Below are 23,459 nucleotides of genomic sequence, written 5' to 3' on the forward strand. Positions count from 1 at the left end.
GGTCTAGGCCGTTTCATCGATAGGCGGCGTCAGCCGGGAGGTTGATTGGGATTTCGTCTTCACCCGCTCGCGCAGGCGCTGGAACGTCACGTAGAGCATCGGCACCATGAAGATCCCGATCGAGCTTGCAGCGAGCATGCCAGCGAATACGGCTGTGCCGACGGCACGGCGGCTGAGTTCAGCGGCGCCGGTTGCGATGACGAGCGGCAGGAGGCCGAGGATGAACGCAACTGACGTCATCATGACGGCGCGGAAGCGCATATGAGCCCCTTGGATCGCGGCATCGGCGAGTGCCACGCCCGCCTCACGCTGCTCCTTTGCGAATTCGACGATCAGGATGCCGTTCTTGGCGGCGAGCGCGATCAGGACCACGAGGCCAATCTGACCATAGAGATCGAGACTGAGGCCGGCGATCTTGAGGCCGACATAGGAGCCGAGGACACCGACAACGACCGAGAGCAGCACCGGGATCGGGATCACCGTGCTCTCGTAGAGCGCGACCAGAAACAGATAGGCGAACAACACGGCAAGCATCAGCACGATGCCGGTCTGGCCGGCAGCCTGCTGCTCCTGATAGGCCGTGCCGGTCCATTCGAAACTGTAGCCCGCGGGCAGCACGGCGTTGGAGATGTCCGCCATTGCCGCAATTGCGGTGCCGGATGAGATGCCGGGCGCCGGGCTGCCGTTCACCGTTACCGAGCGATAATTGTTGTAGCGGGTAACGACCTGCGGTCCGGTCACGATCTTGATGCCGGCCAGCGAGCGTATCGGCACCATTTGGCCGGTGTCGTTGCGCAAGTAGATCCGCCAGATGTCGGAGATGTCGGCGCGATCGAACGCCTCGCCCTGGACGTTGACCTGCCAGGTGCGGCCGTACAGGTTGAAATTGTTGACGTAGATGCCGCCGAGCGTCGCCTGCAAGGCGGTGAAGATGTCGCTCACGGGGACGCCGAGCGCCTGCGCCTTGCGGCGATCGATGTCGAGGAAGATCGAAGGGTTGGTGGCCGTGAAGGTCGAAAACACGCGGGCGAGCCGCGCGTCGGCATTGGCTGCGCCGATCAGCGAGTTCGTGACACTGGAGATCGCGGCGGGGCTCTGTCCCTCCAGCGCCTCGAGCTGGTATTCGAACCCACCGGAGGTGGAGAGGCCGATGATCGGCGGCATGTTGAAGGGCAGCACGTTCGCCTGCGGGATCTGCGCGCCGGCTTCGAAGGTTTTCGCGATCATTGCCTGCGCCGAATCTGCGGCCGCCTTGCGATCGGCAAAGGGCTTCAGCCGGGTGACCACCAGCGCACTGTTTGGCTCGGACGCGCCGTCCAGCAGGGAGAAGCCGATCACGGAGAGGACGTGATCGACGGCCGGCATCTGCTTCAGAATGTCCTCGATCTGTTGGGCGACGTCGCTGGTGCGCGCCACCGAGGCGCCGTCGGGCAGTTGCACCGAGGTGAAGAAGGCGCCCTGGTCTTCTTCGGGCAGGAATCCCGTCGGCGTGATCCGCGACATGCCGAAGATTCCGCCGGCGAATACGGCAACGAGCAGGAGGGAGAGTCCGGCCACGCGCACTAGCCGGCGGACGCCGCCGCTATAGCGGTCGCGCAACCAGTCGATGCCGCCAAGCACGCGGCCGATGATGCCGCGCCGCGGCCCGGTGTGACGCAGGAACAAGGCGCAGAGCGCAGGCGACAGCGTCAGCGCATTCAGGGCCGAAATCATCATCGCCGCGCTGATCGTGACCGCGAACTGGCGAAACAGCGTGCCCGAAATGCCTGGAATGAACGCGATCGGCACGAATACGGAGAGCAGCACCAGCGTGATGGCAAAGATTGGCGCCGTGATCTGCGTCATGGCCTTCTTGCTAGCTTCGATCGGGGACAGCGCCGGCTCTTCCTCCATCACACGTTCCACGTTCTCAACCACCACGATGGCGTCGTCCACCACGATGCCGATGGCGAGCACCATCGCGAGCAGCGACACTGTGTTGGCCGAATAGCCGAGCATGAACAGCACGGCGAAAGTGCCGACCAGGCTTACCGGAACCGCCACCGCCGGGATCACGGTGGCGCGGAGATTGCCGAGGAAAATGTACACCACGATCACGACCAGAACGAAGGCCTCGGCAAGCGTCCGCAAGACCTCGGTGATCGTATCCCACACAAAGCTCGTGGAATCGTATTGCACGAGGTAGCTGAGCCCGGTTGGGAAACGTTTGGAGAGACGTTGCATCGTGGCCGCGACCGCCTTCGCGGTCGTCACGGCATTAGCACCCGGCGCGAGATAGATCGCGATCGGCACGGCAGCGCGTCCATCGATCCGCGCCTCGCTGTCGAGATTTTGCGCGCCCATTTCGACTCGTGCGACGTCCTTCACTAGAAGCGAGGAGCCATCCGGATTGGCGCGCAGCACGATGTTGGCGAATTGATCGGTAGTGGCGAGCCTGCCGAGAGTCTGCACATTGAACTGGAACTGCTGGTCGTCGCTGATCGGCCGCGCGCCGATGCGGCCGACCGGCGCCTGAACGCTCTGGGTGCGGATCGCAGCGATGACGTCCGACGGGGTCAGGTTGAGGCTGGTCAGCCGCTGCGTATCGAACCAGATCCGCATCGAGTAATTCATCTTGGCGAACAGATTGGTCTGGCCCACCCCCGGTGTGCTGGCGAGGGCATCAAGTATGTTGATGATCGCGTAATTGGTGATGAAGAGCGGATCCTGCTGTCCGTCGGCGCTGTAGAGCACCAGGAATTGCAGGATCGCCGAGGACCGCTTGCGCACCGTCACGCCCTGCTGCTGGACTTCCGTCGGCAACTGCGACAGGGTGCTCTGTACGCGGTTGTTGACGTTGACGGTGTTGATGTCGGGATTGGTGCCGAGCGCGAAGGAAACGGTGAGCGTATAGGTGCCGTCATTGGCGCTGGTCGATTTCATGTAGAGGGCGCGGTCCACGCCGATGACTTGCGCCTCCAGTGGCTGGGCGACACTGCTTTCGACCACCTCCGCGGACGCACCGGGGAAGGTGGCGGAGACCGTGACCTGCGGCGGCACGATGTCCGGAAACTGCGCCACCGGGATCTGCACCAGCGCCAGGGCACCGGCGATGGTGATGATGAATGCGATCACCATCGCCAATCGCGGACGATCGATGAAGACCGCGGACATCATGGCTTGGTGTCCGTGGCTTTGCCGGAAGGGCCGGCGTCGCCCGTGGCGGCCTTCATGTCCGACAGGATCAGCGGGCTTGCCGGCCCCGGCGCGACGATCTGGCCGGGACGCGCCCGCTGGAGGCCCTCGACGATGACCTTGTCGCCGGCAGACAGGCCGCTGATCACGGCGGCGATGGTGGGCGTGGATTGTCCGAGCTTGATGCGGTGCTGCTCAGCCTTGTTGCCGGAACCGACAGTAAGGACATAGTCACCCTGCTGGTCCGACAGCACCGCAGAGCGGGGAATCGCCAGCACCTCGATCGGCTCGACGCCCTCGAGCACGACAGTGACGAATTCGCCGTCGGTCAGTTCGTGTACGGTCACGCCTGCGGCCGAAGGCGCGCGCAGGATCGGATTGGCGATCTCGCCGCGCACGGTGACCGTGTCGGTGTTCTGCGCGATGGTGTTGTCGACGAAGTTCAGCTTGCCGGCTTGGCCAAACATGCGGCCGTCGGGGAGCCGCAACCTGATCACCACGGCTTCCAGGCCGCCTTTCGGGCCGTAACGTTCGCGCAATTCCAGCCCTTGGCGCAGCGGCACCGGGAAGGTGACATACATCGGGTCTTGGCTGACGATGGTGGTCAGCACGCCTGAACTCGGACTGACCACATTGCCTTCAGTGACCGCCGTTCGCCCGATCTTGCCGTTGATCGGCGCGCTGATCACGGTGTAGTCGAGGTTGATCCGGGACGCCTCGACCTGCGCCTGCGCGGCTTGCACCTGGGCTTCGAGGCTGCGCTGGTTCGCGATTGCTGCATCATAGGTCGATTGTTGCCCGGCCGGTCCGCCGAGCAGCGTCCGCGCGCGCTCGGTCGTCAATTTGGCGTTCTCGAGCGTCGCTTGGAGCTGCGCCACCTGTGCTTGCTTCGACTCGAGGTCAGCTTCGAAGGGACCGCGTTCGAGATGATAGAGTTGATCTCCGGTCTTGATTTCGGCGCCTTCGACGAACAGTCGCTTTTCCAGAAAGGCAGTGACACGCGCGACGACGTTGACGCGATTGATCGCCTCGATCCGTCCGATGAACTCGCTGGTTTCGGTGATCGGCCGCCGGGTCGCTTCCACGATGCCGACCGCAGGAGGACCGGCGGGAGCAGGCTGTGTCCAGGCTGTCCCACGGATGATGATCGTCATGAGGCTTGCCACGAGCAGTCTGGCCGAGACTTCAGCAAGGTCCATCGTCCGCTCCTTGCCCCAGGCCTGGGATGAGTGGCTCAGGCCTCGCTCACTCCTGTGTTGTCCGGTTGCTGCGTGCAGGCTCGTCGTAACCTTTGCGATGGCTGTAGAACATCAGCGCGATCAGGCCGCAGCCCGACACCAGCACGAGGATGGCGGCGGCTCCCAGGATGATGTTGCCGTAGAGCGGCATGGGTGTCGCCTGCCATACCGCTACGCAATACCAGGTGGCCACAACGAGAAGGACGGCCAGCACCGCCGCAAGGAGCCATTGGTTCTTGGTACGCACTGTCTCCTCCATCGCTGGGTTACGGGCCTGCGAGAGGCGGTGCTAAGTCCACCGCCACCCGCAATGGCGTCGGCCGCGATGCCACCAGCAGACCCAGCGCCGCCTGCGCCGCGGCGGCGGCGGACGGCCCCAGCCCGGGCGTGGCGGCGGTGGCGATCCCCACCATTGTGCGCGCCAGGTGAGTGGGGGGCGGCCCCAGCCGGGCGTTGGTCCCCAAACGGGAGCGGGCGGCGGCGCCCACCAGGGCGGTCGCGGCCGGCCCCAGCCCGGAGCGGGCCCCCAACCGGGGGCAGGCGGTGGCCCCCACCATTGAGCCGTGACGAGGTCTTCCGGCTTGCCGGCCAGGCCGAGATCGGGAGCGATCGGCATTGCTTCCGCGGCTTCGATCAAGCGTACGCCGATGGCGCCGATCGCTGCTGCGGCAACGGCATTCTGGGCAAAGCCTAGGAACGCGCGGCGGGTGGGAGCGCTCATTGTCTTCTCCTCTTTTTGTTACGCAGTTCTCCGTACGGACTGAAGTGCGTAGAGCAGCCACGCCAGGCCGTGCGAAATCAGGTCGACGCCGAGCAGGAATCCAAGGGCCCAGACACTGATAGTGGGGAAACTGAACAGGATCAGCACACCGGCGAGCAGTCCGACGATGCCGGAGATCAGCATCATCCAGCCGTTCTGTCGCCAATGGGCGAAACTCAGCACGCATCGAATGATGCCCGATGCAAACAGCACGGCGCCCAGGAAATAGGTCAAGATCAGCGCGCCGGATTCCGGCTGGGTGAGCAGCACGATTCCGAAGGCGAGATAGAGCGCGCCGAGAAGGATCTGCCACAGGAAACCGCCCCATCCCCTGGTCCAAAAGGAGTGGATGATCTCAAATCCGCCGGCTGCGATGGCGGTCAGCCCAATCAGCTTGACGCTGATGATGGTCGCGAACACGACGTCGCTTAGCGCGAGCATGCCGGCGGCAATCAGTACGATACCGAGAAGAGCGCAGACCCACAGCGGCGGGGCAACCAGGGTTTCAACGCCGGTTCTGCTGTCAAAGACCGTCATGCGATCCTCCTGATCGGCGATGGTTTGGTTGACACGCGTGGGATGCTAGCTTCGAACCGGCAACGCCGACATCCGACGAAACCCTGAGCAACGGGGCGGAAATATTCCCTGTCGATGTCGCGGCGCCCCCGCGCCTATCGCCGTCCTCTTGGTCCCAGCGTCAGGTTGGTCACGCCGGCGGCGAGGTTGAGCCCGATTGAGCGCTCGACCGATACCGGCTGCAACATGACACTTCGGCGCGAGCCGCCGATCAGGACGTTGGCTCCGAGGCCGGGGCCCAGGGCGACATTGCCGCTCGCTCCCACATAGCTGCCCCGCAACGTGCCCGGACCGACACGCGAGTTCTTGGCGAACACAGCCCACGACAAGGTACCGGCCGAGGTTACGCCAAGGTCAAGACCGACGCGTCTGATGCGTCCCTCATAGATGTATTGTCGCTGCGGCCGTTGTGCATAGAATACGCAGCGCAGCGACTGCGCGGATCCAAGCACCAGTCCGACGCGCGGCGTGCTGAAACACAATAGTCTGCCGACTCTGAACGTCTCCGCGCGGGCCGGCGAGGCGGCCGTGCAAAGCAAGATAAATGTGCCGATGGACCCAAGGAGCCGCACAATTCGCATTCAAGCCTCCACTTGGTTTTTCGTGTCCGCAGAGGTTGCTGCGGGCCGTCGGTCCTGCCGAAGCCAAAACGTGATGCCGAGGCCAATGAGCAAGACAGCGCCCAGCAGGAAGAAGAAGAAGGACTGCTTCAGCCAGGATATCGCCGGGACTGCAACGCCCATCGCAAGGCCGAGGAAGGAGATTTGCAGCGAAAGAAGGCTGACACCCGCGAGGAACGTGCCGAGCGCGAGCAATGTCAGGAGGACCAGGCCGGTTGCCGGTGTTGGAAGCAACTGCTGGACGCCGGAGACCAGCATGATGTTCATCGTGACGAGGACGGCAATCCAGTGCAGCGTCTGTGTCCAGATCAATCGAAGCTGCGCCTCCTTGCCTTCGGTCTCTGGCCATTTCGTGACGACGCATACCACGCCGATGGCAAGTGCCAAGAATTCCCAGTAGCCGACGAGAGGCTGGTGCGAGACGTTGGCATAGGCGACGCCTGCGATGGCGAGCACGAGCGCCACCACATAGGGAAGCTGCTGCAAGAGGAAGTGGGGCATCCCCGATTGCCTCGATGGAGGCTCAGGGTCGTCGCTTCGCTGCGGATGAATTTCGCTCATGGCCGATCTACTCACGCTTGTCCGCTGCTGTTCGCTTGGGATCGTCGCCAAGGTAGTCCTCGACATAGAACCTGATGATCGCGACCCGACCGATGGCGACCAGTGGCATGGCGAGCGCGATCCCCATGACGCCGAATAGCGCACCCAGGAGGACGATCGCGACCAATGTCCAGGCCGGAGGGATTTCGACCGCCTGGCGTTGGATCAGCGGGCCGATCACATATCCTTCGATCGATTGGATGATGGTGTAGATGACGACGGCCCAGATGAGCAGAGAGGCGCCGAGCGGCATCGCCACGAGCGCGATTGGAAGCGCCGCAACGATCGGCCCGAGATAGGGAATGAAATTCGATAGACCCGCCTGTAGTCCAAGCACGAAAGGACCAGGGAGGCCAATGAGATAGAGTGCGACCCACACGCACAGCGTCATGAGTATGATGCGGATGAGCTGTCCGACCAACCACAGCCGCAAGACGCTGCCCATCTCGTCCATGACGGCTCTCGTCCGCTTGCGGTAGGACTGTTTCACCAGCATGACCAGGCTCTCGCGGTGGCTGGTCGGATCGAAGGCAAAGAGGATCCCGAGGAACAGGATCACGAGTGCGCCCGTCAGAAGACTGGAGGCTCCGCCAAGCAGGAATTGGGCATGGCTGAGAAACCGACCCTGATCGGAAAACAGCCACTGCGCGAAGTCTCGGCCCCACTCCGGACCGAGCAGGTCGACACCGTATGACAGGAGGTGCTCCTGCAAGATGTCGAGCTGGGTGTCCATGACCTTCAGCAGCAGGCGCGTCTGCTCCGGCAGCTTGCCTGCGCCCCAGTCGAGTCCAAATCCCGACAGAGCGGAAAAGAGTAGAAGAACGAGCGTCAGCCGATAGGCACGATTCAGAGGAAGAACGGGAGCTAGCGCCCTCGCAGAAGCGTCCAGAAATGCCGCGAACAACACACCTGCGAACACAATGAGGAGGCTCGAAACCGTCTGCCAAACCAGGAATAGGGCAACGCACGTGGCGAGCAAAGTGACGCCGGTCGCCAGAATGCTGCGCTGTCCTGTATCCTTGGTTTGATCGGCAGGATCATCGCTGAGAACGACCTCGCGGAGTCTCTCCGATCCTATCCTGGGATCGCTCATCAATCGCTCCAATTGCAGGAATGAGATCATCCTCTGCGGCGTGCTAGGTGCGAACGCGCCGACTGCCATAGTGCGGATGCTTGCCGCCGCGATGACGCCAGTAGCGGTGCTTCGTCGGATTTGTATTGGTATTTGGCGTTGCGCTCTTTGATGCGGGCGTGCCGGCTTCCCTTGGCGTGGCCATGCTGCTGTCCTTCGACTGCGCCAGGGCCAGGGTTGACGGTGCGGTGGCCGCCACCACCACTCCGCCCAGGATCAAGGCGCTACACACAGCCTGGATGTTCATATTCGCCTCCAGATGGACAGGGACTCAAATCGAGATGGCTCCAACAGCCAGCGCGTAGACGCCGGCGCACGCGGCGATCGTTATCGCTGCAAACATGACGGCTTCGAACGGTCTGAAGGTGACCTCCTTGCGTTCGCGTTTTGCGAGAAGGAACAGCAGCGTTCCGGGCGCATAGAGGATTGACGACAGCAGAAGAAATTTTGGTCCGCCAGCATAGATCATGCCGGCCGCATAAAGCGTCGCGACGCAAGAGCGGATTCCGTCGACGATGCGGGCGCGCTCACCAGCCGCGTAGGTCTCGCCGGCCCACGCGAGCTTCAAGGCGTACGCCGCGACAAAGAAATAGGGAATCAGCGTCATCGCGCTCGTCATCTTCAAGGCGAGCGTGAAGGCATATTCGGCGAACCAGGTGACGAGCAGGAATATCTGGATGACGCAGTTGGTCAGCCAGAGCGCGCCTGCGGGGACCGCGTGCGCGTTCGCGCTGGCGAGAAAGGAGGGCATGGTGCGGTGGACCGCCGCAGAATGCAGGACTTCGGCCGCCAGCAGCGACCAGGACAGGTAGTTGCCCAGGATCGAGATCAAGAGTGCGACGCTGACGAACACGCCGCCCCAGCCGCCGACCATCGATTCCATCACGCCCGCCATCGACGGTGTCGGGAGACCCGCGAGCTCCTGTCGTGGCAGGACGCCGTAGGACAGAAGCGTCACAAGGACGAGAAGGCAGAGAACGGCCAGAAAGCCCCCGACGGTTGCGATGCCGATGTCGGCGCGATCACTGGCATAGCGGGAGTAGACGCTTGCGCCCTCGATGCCGACGAAGACGAATACGGTAAGCAGCATGGTGCCGCGGACCTGGGTGAACACATCCGCAAGGTTCGGCTGCTCCGTACCCCAGAAATTCCGCGAGAACAGCTCGCCGTTCAAGGCAATCGCAGCCACGACGATGAATAGCAATATCGGGACGATCTTCGCGTAGGTCGCGACCGAGTTGAGAGCGGCTGCTCCCTTGATGCCGCGCAGCACCAGAAAGTGAACACCCCACAGAAGCAGGGATGCCGAAGCGATGGCGGTCGGTGTCGTGCCATCACCGAAGACCGGGAAGAACTGCCCGAGCGTGGCCTTGATCAGAATGAGACAGGCGACGTCGGCGAGGCAACAGCCGATCCAATAGCCCACGGCTGAAGCGAAGCCGATATAGTCTCCGAATCCGGCCCTGGCGTAGGCGTAAATGCCGGCATCGAGGTCAGGCTTGCGGCGTGACAGCGACTGGAACACGAACGCCAGCATGAGCATGCCGGTGCCTGCGATAACCCAGGCGATCATCGCTCCGAGCGCCCCAGTTGCGCGTCCGAAAGATGCAGGCAATGCGAAAATGCCGGAACCGACCATCGAGCCGATCACAAGCGCGATGAGCGCATTGCGAGAGAGCTTTTGATCGGCCTCGTTCGACGAAGGAGCCATGACAGAAGATGGCCTTCCAATCCGAGATGAGGCGGGCACGGCTGCCGGCCAACTCCAAACAAAGACCTTAGAGGCACCGTTCTCGCTCGCACATCAGGGATTCTCTGTAGGAGGCACGGGCAGGAAATCGGGAGGGCCGCGGCTTTAGGGGCCGCCGTCAGGTCCTTCCAACGGGGCGGTCGTGCTTTGGTCGCGACCGGATGCTCGCCATCTTGCAAAGTGCTGGTGGCCGCCGCGAATGGCCGGGTACGCGCTCCGGAAACTGCGGCGGAGTAGGGTGCTTCACCGCCGGCACTCAGGTGATTGTCTGATGCCGCGTCCTGAGCCCGGGGGATAGGATCGTCTATTCCGCGGGGTCAAGAGGAGGCAAGCGATGTCGAACTATGATCAGAACCTGACGACCTCTGGCGCGGCCGGTGGTGGCACGATCGCGGTGGACGTCGGATTACGCGACTACATGCTGCGCATTTACAATTATATGGCTACGGGCGTCGCTGTGACCGCCGTTGTCGCGTGGATGACCTATCAGTTTGTCGGTCCTGAATTGCTGCAAAGCCCGCTGATGTGGATCTTCATCCTGGCGCCGCTCGCGCTGGTGTTCTTCATCGGCTCGCGCATCGACACGCTGTCGGCGCCAACGGCGCGGCTTCTGTTCTTCGTCTATGCCGCGCTCGTCGGCATATCGCTCTCGATCTTGCTCCACATCTACACCAGTTCCTCGATCACCCGAGTATTCTTCATTACGGCCGCGACTTTCGGGGCGCTCAGCATCTTCGGATACACGACCAGGCGCAATCTCTCCGGGCTCGGTACGTTCCTGTTCATGGGCCTCATCGGAATTATCATCGCAGGCCTGGTCAACCTGTTCCTGCGGTCGACCGCGCTGGATTGGCTGATCTCGATCGTGGGCGTCGGCGTCTTCGCAGGCCTCACGGCCTACGATACGCAGCGGATCAGGGCGATGTACGACGGCAGGGACGATGAAACCGCGGCAGGTCGCAAGTCGGTGATCGCCGCGCTGTCGCTTTATCTCAATTTCATCAACCTGTTCATGATGATGCTGCGCCTTGCCGGCAGTCGACGCTAAGAGGCGACGGCGGCCCTTCAGGCCGCCGGCCGCTCCGCGGCACTCGCGAGCGCGTCGCGCAGGGCCTTTTCCTTGGTTTCGTCCAGGGATGTTTTCAGAACGACCCCTCCGGCATCCTTGATTTCCTTGAGCACCTTGTCCGCGGTCATGTGCTTGATCAGGACGAACAAGGCCGCGTTGCCGGTCTGGAGGCTCGCGGATAGCTCCTTCATAAAGGAATCGTTGATGCCGAAATCGGAGAGCGCGCCACCGAGCGCGCCGGATGCGGCGCCCACCGCGACACCGAGGATCGGATTCAGGAAGAGCACGCCGATCAGAAGTCCCCAGAAACTTCCTGTCATCGCGCCCATGGCGGTGGTATTGACGAGTTGATTGAGCTTGATGTCGCCGGAATCCGATTTCACGGCGATCACTGCGTCGCTGATCGTGATGAGGTATTCTTTTTGAAGTTTGAGCAACCGCTGACGCACCTCTTCGGCTTTCGCCTCGGACGGATACACGATCGCCACTAAATCGGACATTGCAACCTCCTGATAGGAGTCCCGTTCGGCTCGATGGAGGGGCCGTTTATGGGACGCTTGCGTCGACGCTAGCGGGTCGCCGGTGCACCCGACATCAGAGAAAACCCTGGGCCCGAGGGATGAATGTTCGGATGGTTCGCGGACCATAAAGGGTGGGTTCGCCTGCATCATCGCCGGGCAAAGAGACCGCGATCGCAACCGCCGGCGAGGAGAATCCCGACCCTGGACTAGGTAATCACCCGATATGCCGCGCTCCTCCCTGGGCGCATGGTTTCGGCCGTGAAAGAGCAGAGTGGCCGCGACGTTGCTTGCCGCTCCGGTTCGAGGCCTCCAGATGACTGCGACGCCATCAACTCAAAAACTTTCACTGTTTGCGCTGACCGCGATGGTGGTCGGATCGATGGTTGGCTCGGGAATCTTCTCGTTGCCGCGGACCTTCGGCATCGCAACGGGCCCGTTCGGCGCCATCTTCGCCTGGTGCATCGCCGGAGGCGGCATGTACACATTGGCTCGCGTGTTCCAGTCGCTGGCCGAACGGAAGCCTGATCTCGACGCCGGTGTCTATGCTTATGCGAAGGAAGGATTTGGCGACTATCCCGGTTTCCTGTCGGCATTCGGCTACTGGATCGGGAGTTGTATCGGCAACGTGTCCTATTGGGTCCTGATCAAGTCGACGTTGGGCGCGTTCTTTCCCGTGTTTGGTGACGGCAATACCGTCACGGCGATCATCGTCGCTTCGATCGGGATCTGGCTGTTTCACTTCATGATCCTGCGCGGGGTGCAGCAGGCGGCCGCGATCAACACCATCGTCACGATCGCTAAGATCGTGCCGATCCTAGTCTTCATCGTCATCCTGATCTTCGCATTCAAGGCCAACTTATTCCGGACCAATTTCTGGGGCGGCGAGGGCATGCCAGACGCGAGCCTGTTCCAGCAGATCCGAGCGACCATGTTGGTCACGGTGTTTGTTTTTCTCGGAATCGAAGGCGCAAGTGTTTATTCGCGCTACGCCAAGGAACGCTCCCATGTTGGCGCCGCGACCGTTCTGGGGTTCGTGATCGTCACGAGCCTGATGGTGCTCGTGACCATGCTGCCCTATGCCGTGCTTGCGCGCGCAGAGATTGCGGGCATGCGGCAGCCGTCGATGGCGACGGTCCTGGAGGCCGTGGTCGGACATTGGGGCGCTGTCTTCGTCAGCGTCGGACTGCTGATCTCGGTCCTCGGGGCATATCTCGCCTGGTCCTTGATCTGCGCCGAGGTGCTTTCGGCCGCCGGTCGGACCAACGACATGCCGACGCTGTTCGGCACCGAGAACGCGAACAAGGTGCCGGCGGCCGCGCTCTGGCTGACCAATGCCGTCGTCCAGCTCTTCGTCATCAGCACCTACTGGTCGCAAGATGCCTTCTCGCTGATGCTCAATCTGACGAGCGTCATGTCGCTCATCCCGTTTTTCCTGGTCGCGGCCTACGGGCTGCTGCTCGTCAGGCGCGGTGACACGTACGAGAAGAGCCTCACCGAGCGCAGACGTGACCTGATCTTCGCCGGTATCGCGGTCATCTACACGCTGTTCCTGATCTACGCCGCCGGAATGAAATTCCTGCTGCTGTCCGCCATCCTCTACGCACCCGGCACGGTGCTGTATTTCTGGGCGCGCTTCGAACAGAAAGCAAAGGTCTTCACGCCGGTCGAGTGGGTCATCTTCATCGCGGCTGCGATCGGCGCGGTCGTCGGGATTCACGGATTAGCTACCGGCTACATCACCATCTAGGCAAGGCATTTCCCGAGGTACCTCCCATGGCAAAGCACGCTTCGGAACCCGCGAGTCCCTTCGGCGTTCATTCGGAGGTCGGCCAGTTGCGCAAGGTCATGGTCTGCTCTCCGGGCCGTGCTCATCAGCGCCTCACGCCCTCCAATTGCGATACTTTGCTGTTTGACGACGTGTTGTGGGTCGACAACGCCAAGCGCGATCATTTTGACTTCGTGCAGAAGATGCGCGACCGCGGCATCGACGTCATCGAAATGCATAATATGCTCACCGAGACCGTCGCAATCCCCGAGGCCAGGAAGTGGATCCTCGACAACCAGGTCGTGCCCAACCAGGTCGGGCTTGGTCTCGTCGACGAGCTTCGCTCATATCTGGAAAGCCTCAAGCCGCGCGATCTTGCGGAAACCCTGATCGGCGGCGTGTCGACTCATGACTTTCCGGATGCCCATGGCGGCGAGATGCTCAAGCTGGTCCGTGAGGCCGCAGGGATGACCGAATATCTGCTGCCGCCGCTCCCGAATACGCTGTACACGCGGGATACGACATGCTGGATCTATGGCGGCGTCACGCTGAACTCGCTCTATTGGCCGGCGCGGCACGAAGAGCCGATCCTCGCGACTGCCATTTACAAGTTCCATCCGGATTTCGCCGGCAAGGTCAACGTGTGGTGGGGCGACCCGACCCAGGACCACGGGCTTGCCACGTTCGAGGGCGGCGACGTGATGCCGATCGGCAAGGGCAATGTCCTGATCGGCCTGAGCGAACGAACCTCACGGCAGGCCATCAGCCAGGTCGCCGCGGCTCTGTTCAAGAAAAACGCAGCCGAGCGCGTGATCGTGGCCGCGATGCCGAAGTTGCGTGCGGCAATGCATCTCGATACCGTCTTCACCTTCGCCGACCGAGACTGCGTGCTGCTCTATCCCGACATCGTCTACAACATCACGGCATTTTCCTACCGGCCGGCGAACAATTCCGCTGGTCTCGAACTGCGCAAGGATGAAAAGCCGTTCGTCGATGTTGTGGCTGAAGCCCTTGGCCTGAAGAAGCTGCGTGTCGTCGAGACCGGCGGCAACGCCTATATGCGGGAGCGAACGCAGTGGGACAGCGGGGCCAATCTTGTCTGCGCATCGCCAGGCGTCGTCTTCGCCTACGACCGCAACACCTACACGAACACCCTGCTGCGTAAGGAAGGCATCGAGGTGATCACAATCGTCGGTGCTGAGCTAGGGCGTGGGCGGGGCGGCGGTCATTGCATGACGTGCCCGATCATCCGGGATGCGGTGGATTACTAGGGCGGACCGGTGCGGCAATGGAGCAGCCGCCCTGGCGCTTCGACGCCGTTCTCGGGATCGAGGTTCAGCTCGACCCCCAAATGGTCGATCGTGAGCGCGCCGCTGTTCGAAGCTTATTGGTTCACCGATGGCCTGAATTCCGGCCGGCACGACCAGCTCTATTCGGCCGATATCGGTCTGAAGTACAATTTCGCCGGCAATCTGTCGCTTGGGACCACAGTGCTGTACGTGGTGCGAACATCGAACGTTCTGGTACGAAATTACAGGGACCTTCGGATCGGCCCGAGACTTGATTTTGCCTTCTGAAAGATCTGCAAAGATGATGGGACGCGTATTCGTGCTGATGGGGCTGTCATTGCCGTACCGGCAGCTTCGCCCGTCCCTGCGGACCCTCGTGGTTCCGTTGACCGGGGTCGGCGTTTGGACACCGATGCCCTGAGGGACGATGTCCGCACGAACCGCCTTGAGATATCTTCCATCCCCTCGCGATTGCTCCCACCCCGCAGGCTGCGCCGACCAAGAAGGGAAAGAAGAAGTCCAGCGCGCGCAGCGGCAGCAATCGCTAGCGGACGGTCGGGTAGTTCCATTTTGCAGACGCGGTGACGACCGGCGTCGACGACTCCTATGACTACTTGGCGCGTCGCTGCGAGGGAACTCGCGGCGAATGGCGGCACAAATTGCATAGTGTCGTATGCCAGGATCTATTTCACCAACGCGGGATTTCCATCCTAGGAGAATACTACCTATGGTGTGCAGAGCCAAGCGGTGTATACTCGGTGCATCCTAGGGGTGCGTCTTGCAGTCCGATGACGGGTGCCGCACCGCAGGGAGGCAGCTTCGATACTGACCGTTAAGGCTCGATTTCGAGAGTTGCTGGGAAGAGTGAGTGCGTACCGTGAAGCCACGCAATTCTCCTGCCTGCGAGTCTACGAGAGCCAGCGCCAGGGAATGGTTGCAGATTGGCTCTAAAGAGGCCAGCGACCGGCTGTACTGGGACTACGCTGAGGATCTTCTCTTCGTGGTACGCCCTTCGCATGAAGAGCGTTTCACGTACGAGGGGATCAACCCGGCCTTCGAGGCTCTCCTCGGAATTTCATCGCGGGAAATCCAGGAACTCGACGTCTCTGACTGCCTGGCAAGAGAAGACGCCAAGTCCGTTTGCGAAGCCCTGAGGGCGTGTCTTGCGGAAGGGGCGGAGGTCAGAATCCGCCATAGTCTCGCACTTGGCGGCTCGCGGCAGAATATGGAGACGACCGTCGTTCCAATCGTCGATCCCATGGCCGGCATCGTCGTCCAATTGATCGGCAGCCATCGGATCCTGCGCAGGGAGTCTCCTGAAGATGCAACTAACGGGGCTGGCGACACCCACATGAGCCTCAACCTGGCCTCCATGCAGGAGGATATCCAGCAGCGGATTGCGTCTGAGCTCCATGATTCGACGTGTCAGCATTTGATCGCCGCGAGCCTTGGCCTGATGCGGATCCGCTGTCGCCTCGGTGATCCGGCCGAGGCCGAGCGGCTTTGCGATGGCATCGATGCGTCGATTGACGAGGCGCTGAGGGAAATCCGTACGTTGGCCTATGTACTGCATCCCCAGAACCCGACCGTCGGCGGGTTGAAGGCGACGATCGAGCAATATGCCCAGGGTTTCGCGGCGCGCACGTCGTTGCGGGTTAGCACCAGGATTTCGGCCATCGTCGATCGATTGCCTTACGAGAACCAGCGTTCGTTGCTGCGGGTCATTCAGGAAGCCCTCACCAACGTATTTCGCCACGCAAAGGCGACGGAGGTCAAAATCGTTGTCGATGAGACCGACAGCCATTTCCGGTTGACTGTCAGCGACAATGGGCGCGGCTTTCCAGTCAACTCGGCAAAGCACGGCACGAAAGCGATCTCGATCGGCGTTGGCATTCCCGCGATGAGGGCGAGACTTGAGCAGCTTGGCGGTACGCTCGACATCCAGTCCGACCCGGCAAAGCGGCGCTCCGGCACTGTTCTGTGCGCAGTGTTCCCGCATGGTCGTGCGGCGAGCAGGCGCAACCGGCGAAAGGTTACGACCATCATGAGGGCCCACGCAGGCGCACACTAAAGGAAAAACACTGACACCGGTGGCGAGCGGACATCGTCCGCGGGCTCGTCGCGTGCCACCGCGTCAACGAACCTGGAGTGCTCTGTCATGAAGCGTATCCTTATCGCCGACGATCACGAAGCGGTGCGTTCAGGTCTGCGCGCGGTGCTCACGCAGCGCGCGGATTGGGAGGTCGTCGCAGAGGCGACCGACGGTAGCAAAGCGGTGACTGCCGCAATCGAGAGCCGGCCTCATGTGGCCATTGTCGATTTCTCCATGCCGCGGATGACCGGAGTCGAGGTTGCACGACGGATCAGGGATTATCCGCTCCAAACGGAAGTACTGATCTTTACGGTGCACAACTCCAGCCTGCTTGCCCAGCAGGCGTTTGAGGCTGGCGCGCGCGCGTTCCTGCTCAAGTCGGACGCGAACAAGCTGCTGCTGGCCGCCGTCGAGTCGCTCCTGCTGCACAGGCCGTTCGGCATCAGAAACTGGTTGAATGAACTGGATCCGGGATCGGTTGATGGAGATCGGCACCACGGGCTCACGCCGCGCGAGCAGCTCGTCGTCAAGCTGGTCGCGGAGGGTTACAGCAATAAGGGCATCAGCGCGATCCTGAATCTTAGCATCAAGACGACTGAGGCACATCGGGCGGCCGCGATGCGCAAGCTGGACGTAAATTCAACGGCGGGCCTGGTCCGATACGCGGTTCGGGCCGGGCTGGTGGAGGCATGACAATGACCGGGGTGGACCGCGACAGCCACGTCAGTACATTCGCCGGGGTCTCTCAGGGTTTTGTGGGATAACCCTTCCAACTGCGATCAGTATGATCATTCGACTTGACTGACCGTATTACCGTCGATCGCGACAGGTCAGAGCCGCATATGGGAACGACGCCGTGAAACGCATCGTGATTGCGGATGATCATGAAGTCGTACGTTCCGGGCTTCGTGCGATCGTCGAAACGCGCTCCAACTGGATCGTGAGCGGAGAGGCGACCAACGGCGAGCAGGCCGTCGCATTGGCCTTGGAGACCAGGCCGGACATTGTGATCGTCGACTATTCCATGCCGATCATGAACGGGCTGGAGGTCAGCCGGCGCCTCCGGGCGCTGCACTTGCGGACCGAGGTGTTGATCCTGACGATGCACGAAAACGAGGAACTGCTGACTGAAGCCATTCTGGCGGGCGTCCGCGGGTTTTTGTTCAAATCGGATGCCCGAAAACACCTGATTTCCGCGATCGAGGCGTTGCTCGACGGAAGACCCTATTTCACCAGCGTCTTGCTGGAGAAACTGCTCCACGAATACCAGGTCAACAAGCAGAATAGATCGGGCATGCTGCTGACGTCGCGCGAGCAAAGCGTGGTTCAGTTGATTGCGGAAGGGCACACCAACCGGTCCATAAGCTCCATACTGAAGCTGAGCGTGAAGACCGTGGAGACCCATCGTGCGTCGGCCATGCGCAAGCTCGGGATGTCATCGACGGCTGAGCTGGTCCGGTATGCCATCCGCAAGAAATTGGTTGCTCCTTGAGATTTCCGGATCGGCAAAACGGGTCCCAGGAGCTTCCGTTCTTTATGCAGCGAACTGAGCTGGAGTTGGTCATGCAGAATACCATGAAGGCAGCGCTCGTCCGCGAGCTCGGCAAGCCCCTTGTTATCGAGGAAGTGCCAGTTCCGCGACCCGGGCCGGGGCAGGTCACCGTCAAGATTGCCGCTACGGGCGTCTGTCACACCGATCTTCATGCCGCAAACGGGGACTGGCCAGTCAAGCCAAAGCCGCCCTTCATCCCCGGACATGAAGGCGTTGGGGAAGTTGCGGCCGTCGGGAGCGGCGTTACGAACGTAAAGGAAGGTGATCGCGTTGGCGTGCCGTGGCTTTACACGGCCTGTGGTCATTGTGTTCATTGCCTGGGGGGATGGGAAACCCTTTGCGAGCAGCAGCAGAACACGGGCTATTCCGTGAATGGGAGTTTTGCGGAATATGTGGTGGCCGATCCCAACTACGTTGGTCACCTGCCGGCCAACGTTGGCTTCGTGGAGATCGCGCCGGTGCTTTGCGCCGGCGTGACCGTCTACAAGGGCTTGAAAGTGACGGACACCAAACCGGGCGACTGGATGGTGATCTCCGGCATCGGCGGATTGGGACATATGGCCGTGCAGTACGCCAAAGCCATGGGACTCAACGTGGTGGCAGTCGATATCGACGATGCCAAATTGAAATTGGCGGACAAGCTCGGTGCGGCATTTACTGTAAATGCACTGAAGGCAGATCCGGCCGGCGTCATCAAGAAGGAGATAGGCGGCGCGCAGGGCGTACTCGTGACCGCGGTCTCGCCCAAGGCATTCCAGCAGGCCTTGGGGATGGTCCGCCGCGGCGGTACCGTATCGCTCACGGGCTTGCCACCCGGCGACTTTCCGCTCTCGATCTTCGCTACCGTCCTGAATGGGATCACCGTGCGCGGTTCGATCGTTGGTACACGGCTCGACTTGCAGGAAGCGCTTGGCTTCGCCAGCGCCGGCACGGTGCGGGCGACTGTATCGACGGCATCGCTCGACGACATCAATGACGTGTTCGCGCGTATGCGGGATGGCGAGATCGAAGGCCGGATCGTTGTTGATTTCGAGGGGCGGCGCGCAAGCTCGTCGTGACCTTGAGGATCGCGGATCAGTATCGTGCGCTCCTGCCGCAGCTCCTGCTGAAGCTCAGGCCGGTGGTCGCGCAGGGCAGACTGGAGATCGAGCGCGACTACGATGCGATGACGGCGCCGGGCGCCGGAATCTACTCCCCGTTCTTCGCCTCGATGATCGATCAGATAGCCGCCCTTTACGCCGCCAATTTCACCGTCGACGAGCTGCGCCAGATCGAGGCGTTCTATGCCCAGCCGGCCGGGCAGAAATTCCTGGCGAAGTCGGATGCGCTGACGCAAGCGAGCGCGCAGATCGGCCAGGACGTAAGCCAGAAGGCCGCCGACGAATTGAAGCAGCGCCTGATCGAGGCGCTGCGCCAGAAAGGGCACAAGCTCCGAGATCGATCCCGCGTGGGTTCAGGCACGCGGGACGTTGCCTCGCGTGCCCGCGACCTCACTTCACCAGCGGACAGCCGCCGTCCTTCAGCGGCCGGAACGCCTGGTCGGCGGGAACCTCGGCGAGCAGCTTGTAATAGTCCCACGGCCCTTTCGATTCCTCGGGCTTCTTGACCTGGAACAGGTACATGCTGTGCACCATGCGGCCGTCCTCGCGGAGTGTGCCGTTGTCGGTGAAGGCGTCGCGCACCGGCAGCTCGCGCATCTTGGCCATCACCGTCTTGGTGTCCTTGGTGCCGGCGGCCTGCACCGCCTTGAGATAATGCAGCGTCGCGCTGTAGGTCGCGGCCTGGTTCATCGTCGGCATGCGCTTGACGCGCTCCATGAAGCGCTTGCCGAAGGCGCGTGTCTTATCGTTGAGATCCCAGTAATAGGCCTCGGTGACGATCAACCCCTGCGCGAGCTTCAGCCCCAGGCTGTGCACGTCAGAAATAAACATCACGATCGCCGCGAGGTTCTGGCCGCCGGCGACGATGCCGAACTCGCCGGCCTGCTTGATCGCATTGATGGTGTCGCCGCCGCCATTAGCAAGCCCGATGATCTTGGCCTTGGAGGCCTGGGCCTGGAGCAGGAACGAGGAGAAATCCGCGGTGTTGAGCGGATGCTTGACGCTGCCGAGCACCTTGCCGCCGGCGGCCTTCACCACCTCGCCGGTGTCGCGCTCGATCGAGTGGCCAAAGACATAGTCCGCGGTGAGGAAGAACCAGGTGTCGCCGCCATTCTTGACGATGGCGCTGCCGACGGTGTGGGCGTTGGAATAGGTGTCGTAGGTCCAGTGCGCGGTGTAAGGCGAGCAGGATTTGCCGGTGATGTCGGAGCTCGCCGCATCCGTCACGATCATCACCTTCTCATATTGCTTCGACAGCTCCATCACGGCCAGCGCCGTGGCCGAGGTCGGCAGGTCGATGATCATGTCGACGCCCTCGGTCTCCCACCATTTGCGCGCGATCGAGGCGGCGACGTCCGGCTTGTTCAGCACGTCGGCGCTGACCATGTCGATCGGCTTGCCGAACATCTGCCCGCCAAAATCTTCGATCGCCATCTTGGTGGCCTCGACATTGCCCATGCCGCCGATGTCGGAATAGACCGAGGAGAAGTCGGAGAGCACACCGATCTTGAGCGGGGCCTGCTGGGCGGACGCGGGGGTGATCAGGGCGGCCGACAGCAGGCCGGCCGCAGAAACGAGTGCTGCGATAGGTCTCATTGAAGCATTTCCTCTTGCGCGGGACTATCCTGCCCCCTTTGTCCGACAAAGTTAGGGTCGGGTTCCGACAGAGTCAATTTGCTGGGCCTGCGGCATAGCATTCGCCATTTGACGCGCATTCCGGTCGGCCCCTATACTTTGTCGGACAATCGCCATTGGAGGCAGGTCTTGCCCGTCGCGCCGCTGTTTCGTCCGATCGATGTTGCGCCGGCCTATCAGAAGGTCGCCGACGCCATCGAACGCGAGATCGTCAATGGCCGGATCAAGCCCGGCGATCCCATCGGCACCGAGCACGATCTGGTGCGGCAGTTCGGCGTCAATCGCTCGACCATTCGCGAAGGCATTCGCGTGCTCGAGGAGGGCGGACTGATCAAGCGCGATTCCTCGCGCCGCCTGCACGCCTGTCTGCCGCGCTACAGCAAGCTCGCGAGTCGCCTCAGCCGAGCGCTGGTCCTGCACGAGGTGACGTTCCGAGAACTCTACGAGGCCTCGATGACGCTCGAAGTCGCCAGCATCGAAGGCGCGGTGGAGCGGGCGACGGAAGAGAATATCGCCGAGCTCACCGACAATCTCGTGCGCAGCGAGGCGGTGGTCGGCCATCCCGCAGCGCTGGCCGAATGCGACGCCGAATTCCACGTCCTGGTCGCAAAAGCATCGCAGAACCGCGTGCTCCAGCTCGCGCGCGAGCCGGCGGCACAATTATTCTATCCGACGACCGAGATGATCGTGACCGGCGTTGCCGAGGGCGGCCCACGCCTGGTCGCCGCCCACCGCCATCTCATCGATGCGATCCGCCGCCGCGACCGCGAGGCCGGCGTGCTCTGGGCTCGTCGTCACTTGCAGGATTGGCGGCGCGGTTTCGAGAAGATCGCGTCGCTCGATCGCTCGGTCGAGCACATGTACATGGAGCATGCGCAGGCGGCGCGGCGCAGATAGCGCCCCTGGAATTTCAACAAATAAACAAAGTAACGGAGGGACACATGACCGGCGACATCGCAGCGACCATCTCGAAAGCCCGCGAGCATTCCATCGGCGATCTCCTGCGCCGCTCGGCGGGCCGCGAGCCGAACAAGCTCGCGGTGAGCTGCGGCAATGTGAGCTGGAGCTTTGCCGAGCTGGACGCGATCTGCAACCGGCTCGGCCGCGGCCTGCTCGGCCTCGGGGTGAAGAAGGGCGACCGCCTCGCCGTGCTCTCGCGCAATTCGCACGCGTTCGCGGCGCTCCGCTTTGCGGCGGCACGGATCGGCGCGGTGCTGGTGCCGATCAACTTCATGCTCAATCCGGACGAGATCAATTTCATCCTGAAGAGCTCCGGCGCAAAGCTGCTCGCGACCGGTCCGGATTTCGTCGAGCCCGCGCGGGCCGCAAGCGCCAGGGATTGCTCGGTCGAAAAGCTGATCTGGCTGCCGGGCGAGGATCCCGCCACGGCGCCCGCGGGCCTGACCACCTTCGACGATCTCCTGCATGCCGACAGCGCGTTCCTGGAGGCCTCCATCGACGGCCGCGACCTCGCGCAGATCGTCTACACCAGCGGCACGGAGTCTTTGCCCAAGGGCGCGATGCTGACCCATGAGGCGGTGATGTGGCAGTATGTGAGCTGCATCATCGATGGCGGCATGAACGCCGAGGACAAATATCTGCACGCGCTGCCGCTCTATCACTGCGCCCAGCTCGACGTCTTCCTCGGCCCGCAAATCTATCTTGGCGCCTCCGGCGTGATCACGGGCAAGCCGACCGCCGACAACATCCTGGCCCTGATCCAGGCGCACGGGATCACCTCCTTTTTCGCGCCGCCGACGATCTGGATCGCGATGCTGCGCTCGCCGAATTTCGACAAGACCGATCTGTCGACGCTGCAGAAGGGCTATTACGGCGCCTCCATCATGCCGGTCGAGGTGCTGCTCGAGCTTCAGCGCCGGCTGCCGAACGTCAAGTTCTGGAATTTCTACGGCCAGACCGAGATCGCGCCGCTGGCGACCGTGCTCCGGCCCGAGGACCAGCTTCGCAAGGCCGGCTCGGCCGGCAAGCCCGTGCTCAATGTCGAGACGCGGGTGGTCAATACCTCGATGGAGGACGTCAAGGTCGGCGAGGTCGGCGAGATCGTGCACCGCTCGCCGCATCTGCTGTCCGGCTATTACAATGATCCCGTGAAGACCGCCGCGGCGTTCGCGGGCGGCTGGTTTCACTCCGGCGATCTCGCCACCGTCGATGCCGAGGGCCACATCACCGTGGTCGACCGCGTCAAGGACATGATCAAGACCGGCGGCGAGAATGTCGCGAGCCGCGAGGTCGAGGAGATGGTCTACCGCATTCCGGCGGTCTCGGAGGTTGCCGTGGTCGGCCTGCCCGATCCGCGCTGGATCGAGGCGGTGACCGCGATCGTCGTGGTGAAGGCCGGTGAGACGCTCGATGAGGACGCCGTCATCAGGCACTGCGCCGGCCAGATGGCACATTTCAAGGTGCCCAAGCGTGTCATTTTCGTCGACAGCCTGCCGAAGAACCCCAGCGGCAAGCTGCTCAAGCGCGAGCTACGCCAACGCTTCGTCGGCGGCGAGACGCTCGACAAGGCGATCCAGAAGAATTTCGGAACGTGATGCGCCTGTTCCGAGGTCGCGGTATCGTTCG

At 62.2% G+C, this 23,459-nt stretch carries 22 protein-coding genes and 1 pseudogene; 11 read left to right on the top strand and 12 right to left on the bottom strand.

All coding sequences use genetic code 11. The annotated features are described in order from the left end of the window. Positions 1–3: 3 nt before the first annotated feature. The 10 genes from MTR72_RS07650 to MTR72_RS07695 form a co-directional block, all read right to left on the bottom strand. A complete protein-coding gene (locus MTR72_RS07650; protein WP_341510271.1) occupies positions 4–3,156 on the bottom strand; it encodes an efflux RND transporter permease subunit in 3,153 nt (1,050 codons plus the stop codon). Beyond that, entirely contained in the window at positions 3,153–4,373 is a 1,221-nt protein-coding gene (locus tag MTR72_RS07655) for an efflux RND transporter periplasmic adaptor subunit (RefSeq protein WP_341510272.1), read from the bottom strand. The genes MTR72_RS07650 and MTR72_RS07655 overlap by 4 nt, the downstream gene beginning before the upstream one ends. Before the next feature lie 46 nt (positions 4,374–4,419). Further along, positions 4,420–4,659, bottom strand: a complete 240-nt coding sequence (locus MTR72_RS07660; RefSeq protein ID WP_280968233.1) for a hypothetical protein — start codon at positions 4,657–4,659, stop codon at positions 4,420–4,422. A gap of 42 nt (positions 4,660–4,701) precedes the next feature. Continuing rightward, positions 4,702–5,133 carry a twin-arginine translocation signal domain-containing protein gene (locus MTR72_RS07665; RefSeq protein ID WP_280968234.1) on the bottom strand — a complete coding sequence of 144 codons (432 nt, stop codon included), beginning with the start codon at positions 5,131–5,133 and terminating at the stop codon, positions 4,702–4,704. 18 nt (positions 5,134–5,151) lie between these two features. Beyond that, positions 5,152–5,709, bottom strand: coding sequence for an HdeD family acid-resistance protein (locus MTR72_RS07670; protein ID WP_280968235.1), 558 nt, complete (start codon positions 5,707–5,709; stop codon positions 5,152–5,154). A gap of 134 nt (positions 5,710–5,843) precedes the next feature. Continuing rightward, complete coding sequence (locus MTR72_RS07675) at positions 5,844–6,329, bottom strand: DUF992 domain-containing protein (protein ID WP_280968236.1); 486 nt, start codon at positions 6,327–6,329, stop codon at positions 5,844–5,846. Beyond that, the gene (locus MTR72_RS07680; protein WP_280970833.1) at positions 6,330–6,929 is read right to left on the bottom strand and encodes a hypothetical protein; all 600 of its coding nucleotides are present in this window, start codon (positions 6,927–6,929) and stop codon (positions 6,330–6,332) included. A 7-nt stretch (positions 6,930–6,936) separates the two neighbouring features. Further along, positions 6,937–8,061: an AI-2E family transporter gene (locus MTR72_RS07685; protein ID WP_280968237.1), complete on the bottom strand. Its 1,125-nt coding sequence runs from the start codon at positions 8,059–8,061 to the stop codon at positions 6,937–6,939. 43 nt (positions 8,062–8,104) lie between these two features. After that, positions 8,105–8,347, bottom strand: a complete 243-nt coding sequence (locus tag MTR72_RS07690) for a hypothetical protein (protein ID WP_280968238.1) — start codon at positions 8,345–8,347, stop codon at positions 8,105–8,107. A 24-nt stretch (positions 8,348–8,371) separates the two neighbouring features. Next, positions 8,372–9,811 carry a basic amino acid/polyamine antiporter gene (locus MTR72_RS07695; RefSeq protein ID WP_280968239.1) on the bottom strand — a complete coding sequence of 480 codons (1,440 nt, stop codon included), beginning with the start codon at positions 9,809–9,811 and terminating at the stop codon, positions 8,372–8,374. A 373-nt stretch (positions 9,812–10,184) separates the two neighbouring features. Between MTR72_RS07695 and MTR72_RS07700 the strand changes: the two genes are divergently transcribed. Further along, positions 10,185–10,898 carry a Bax inhibitor-1/YccA family protein gene (locus tag MTR72_RS07700; protein WP_280968240.1) on the top strand — a complete coding sequence of 238 codons (714 nt, stop codon included), beginning with the start codon at positions 10,185–10,187 and terminating at the stop codon, positions 10,896–10,898. A 17-nt stretch (positions 10,899–10,915) separates the two neighbouring features. Here MTR72_RS07700 and MTR72_RS07705 read toward each other — a convergent pair whose 3' ends face one another. Further along, entirely contained in the window at positions 10,916–11,419 is a 504-nt protein-coding gene (locus tag MTR72_RS07705) for a DUF1269 domain-containing protein (protein WP_280970834.1), read from the bottom strand. A 334-nt stretch (positions 11,420–11,753) separates the two neighbouring features. Between MTR72_RS07705 and MTR72_RS07710 the strand changes: the two genes are divergently transcribed. The 8 genes and pseudogenes from MTR72_RS07710 to MTR72_RS07745 all read left to right on the top strand — a co-directional run. Continuing rightward, complete coding sequence (locus tag MTR72_RS07710; RefSeq protein WP_280968241.1) at positions 11,754–13,187, top strand: basic amino acid/polyamine antiporter; 1,434 nt, start codon at positions 11,754–11,756, stop codon at positions 13,185–13,187. Positions 13,188–13,213: 26 nt separating this feature from the next. After that, the gene (arcA, locus tag MTR72_RS07715; RefSeq protein WP_280968242.1) at positions 13,214–14,476 is read left to right on the top strand and encodes an arginine deiminase; all 1,263 of its coding nucleotides are present in this window, start codon (positions 13,214–13,216) and stop codon (positions 14,474–14,476) included. 90 nt (positions 14,477–14,566) lie between these two features. After that, the gene (locus MTR72_RS07720; RefSeq protein WP_280968243.1) at positions 14,567–14,782 is read left to right on the top strand and encodes a hypothetical protein; all 216 of its coding nucleotides are present in this window, start codon (positions 14,567–14,569) and stop codon (positions 14,780–14,782) included. A gap of 580 nt (positions 14,783–15,362) precedes the next feature. Continuing rightward, a complete protein-coding gene (locus MTR72_RS07725; RefSeq protein WP_280968244.1) occupies positions 15,363–16,565 on the top strand; it encodes a sensor histidine kinase in 1,203 nt (400 codons plus the stop codon). Positions 16,566–16,652: 87 nt separating this feature from the next. Next, a complete protein-coding gene (locus MTR72_RS07730; RefSeq protein WP_280968245.1) occupies positions 16,653–17,279 on the top strand; it encodes a response regulator in 627 nt (208 codons plus the stop codon). A gap of 163 nt (positions 17,280–17,442) precedes the next feature. Further along, positions 17,443–18,078, top strand: coding sequence for a response regulator transcription factor (locus MTR72_RS07735; protein WP_280968246.1), 636 nt, complete (start codon positions 17,443–17,445; stop codon positions 18,076–18,078). 71 nt (positions 18,079–18,149) lie between these two features. Continuing rightward, on the top strand, positions 18,150–19,196 hold the full coding sequence (adhP, locus tag MTR72_RS07740; RefSeq protein ID WP_341510274.1) for an alcohol dehydrogenase AdhP: 1,047 nt from the start codon (positions 18,150–18,152) through the stop codon (positions 19,194–19,196). Further along, positions 19,193–19,570: pseudogene (locus MTR72_RS07745) on the top strand (DUF2059 domain-containing protein); the annotation flags it as partial. The gene adhP and the pseudogene MTR72_RS07745, both read left to right, overlap by 4 nt. Positions 19,571–19,628: 58 nt before the next feature. On the opposite strand, the gene MTR72_RS07750 reads toward MTR72_RS07745, so the two are convergent. Then, the gene (locus tag MTR72_RS07750; RefSeq protein WP_280968248.1) at positions 19,629–20,834 is read right to left on the bottom strand and encodes an ABC transporter substrate-binding protein; all 1,206 of its coding nucleotides are present in this window, start codon (positions 20,832–20,834) and stop codon (positions 19,629–19,631) included. Between the two features lie 168 nt (positions 20,835–21,002). Here MTR72_RS07750 and MTR72_RS07755 point away from each other — a divergent pair, with 168 nt between their 5' ends. After that, complete coding sequence (locus tag MTR72_RS07755; protein ID WP_341510275.1) at positions 21,003–21,770, top strand: FadR/GntR family transcriptional regulator; 768 nt, start codon at positions 21,003–21,005, stop codon at positions 21,768–21,770. Positions 21,771–21,814: 44 nt separating this feature from the next. Continuing rightward, complete coding sequence (locus tag MTR72_RS07760) at positions 21,815–23,428, top strand: acyl-CoA synthetase (RefSeq protein WP_280968250.1); 1,614 nt, start codon at positions 21,815–21,817, stop codon at positions 23,426–23,428. Positions 23,429–23,459: the final 31 nt, after the last annotated feature.

It is taken from the genome of Bradyrhizobium sp. ISRA442 (assembly GCF_038085055.1).
Taxonomy (GTDB): Bacteria; Pseudomonadota; Alphaproteobacteria; order Rhizobiales; family Xanthobacteraceae; genus Bradyrhizobium.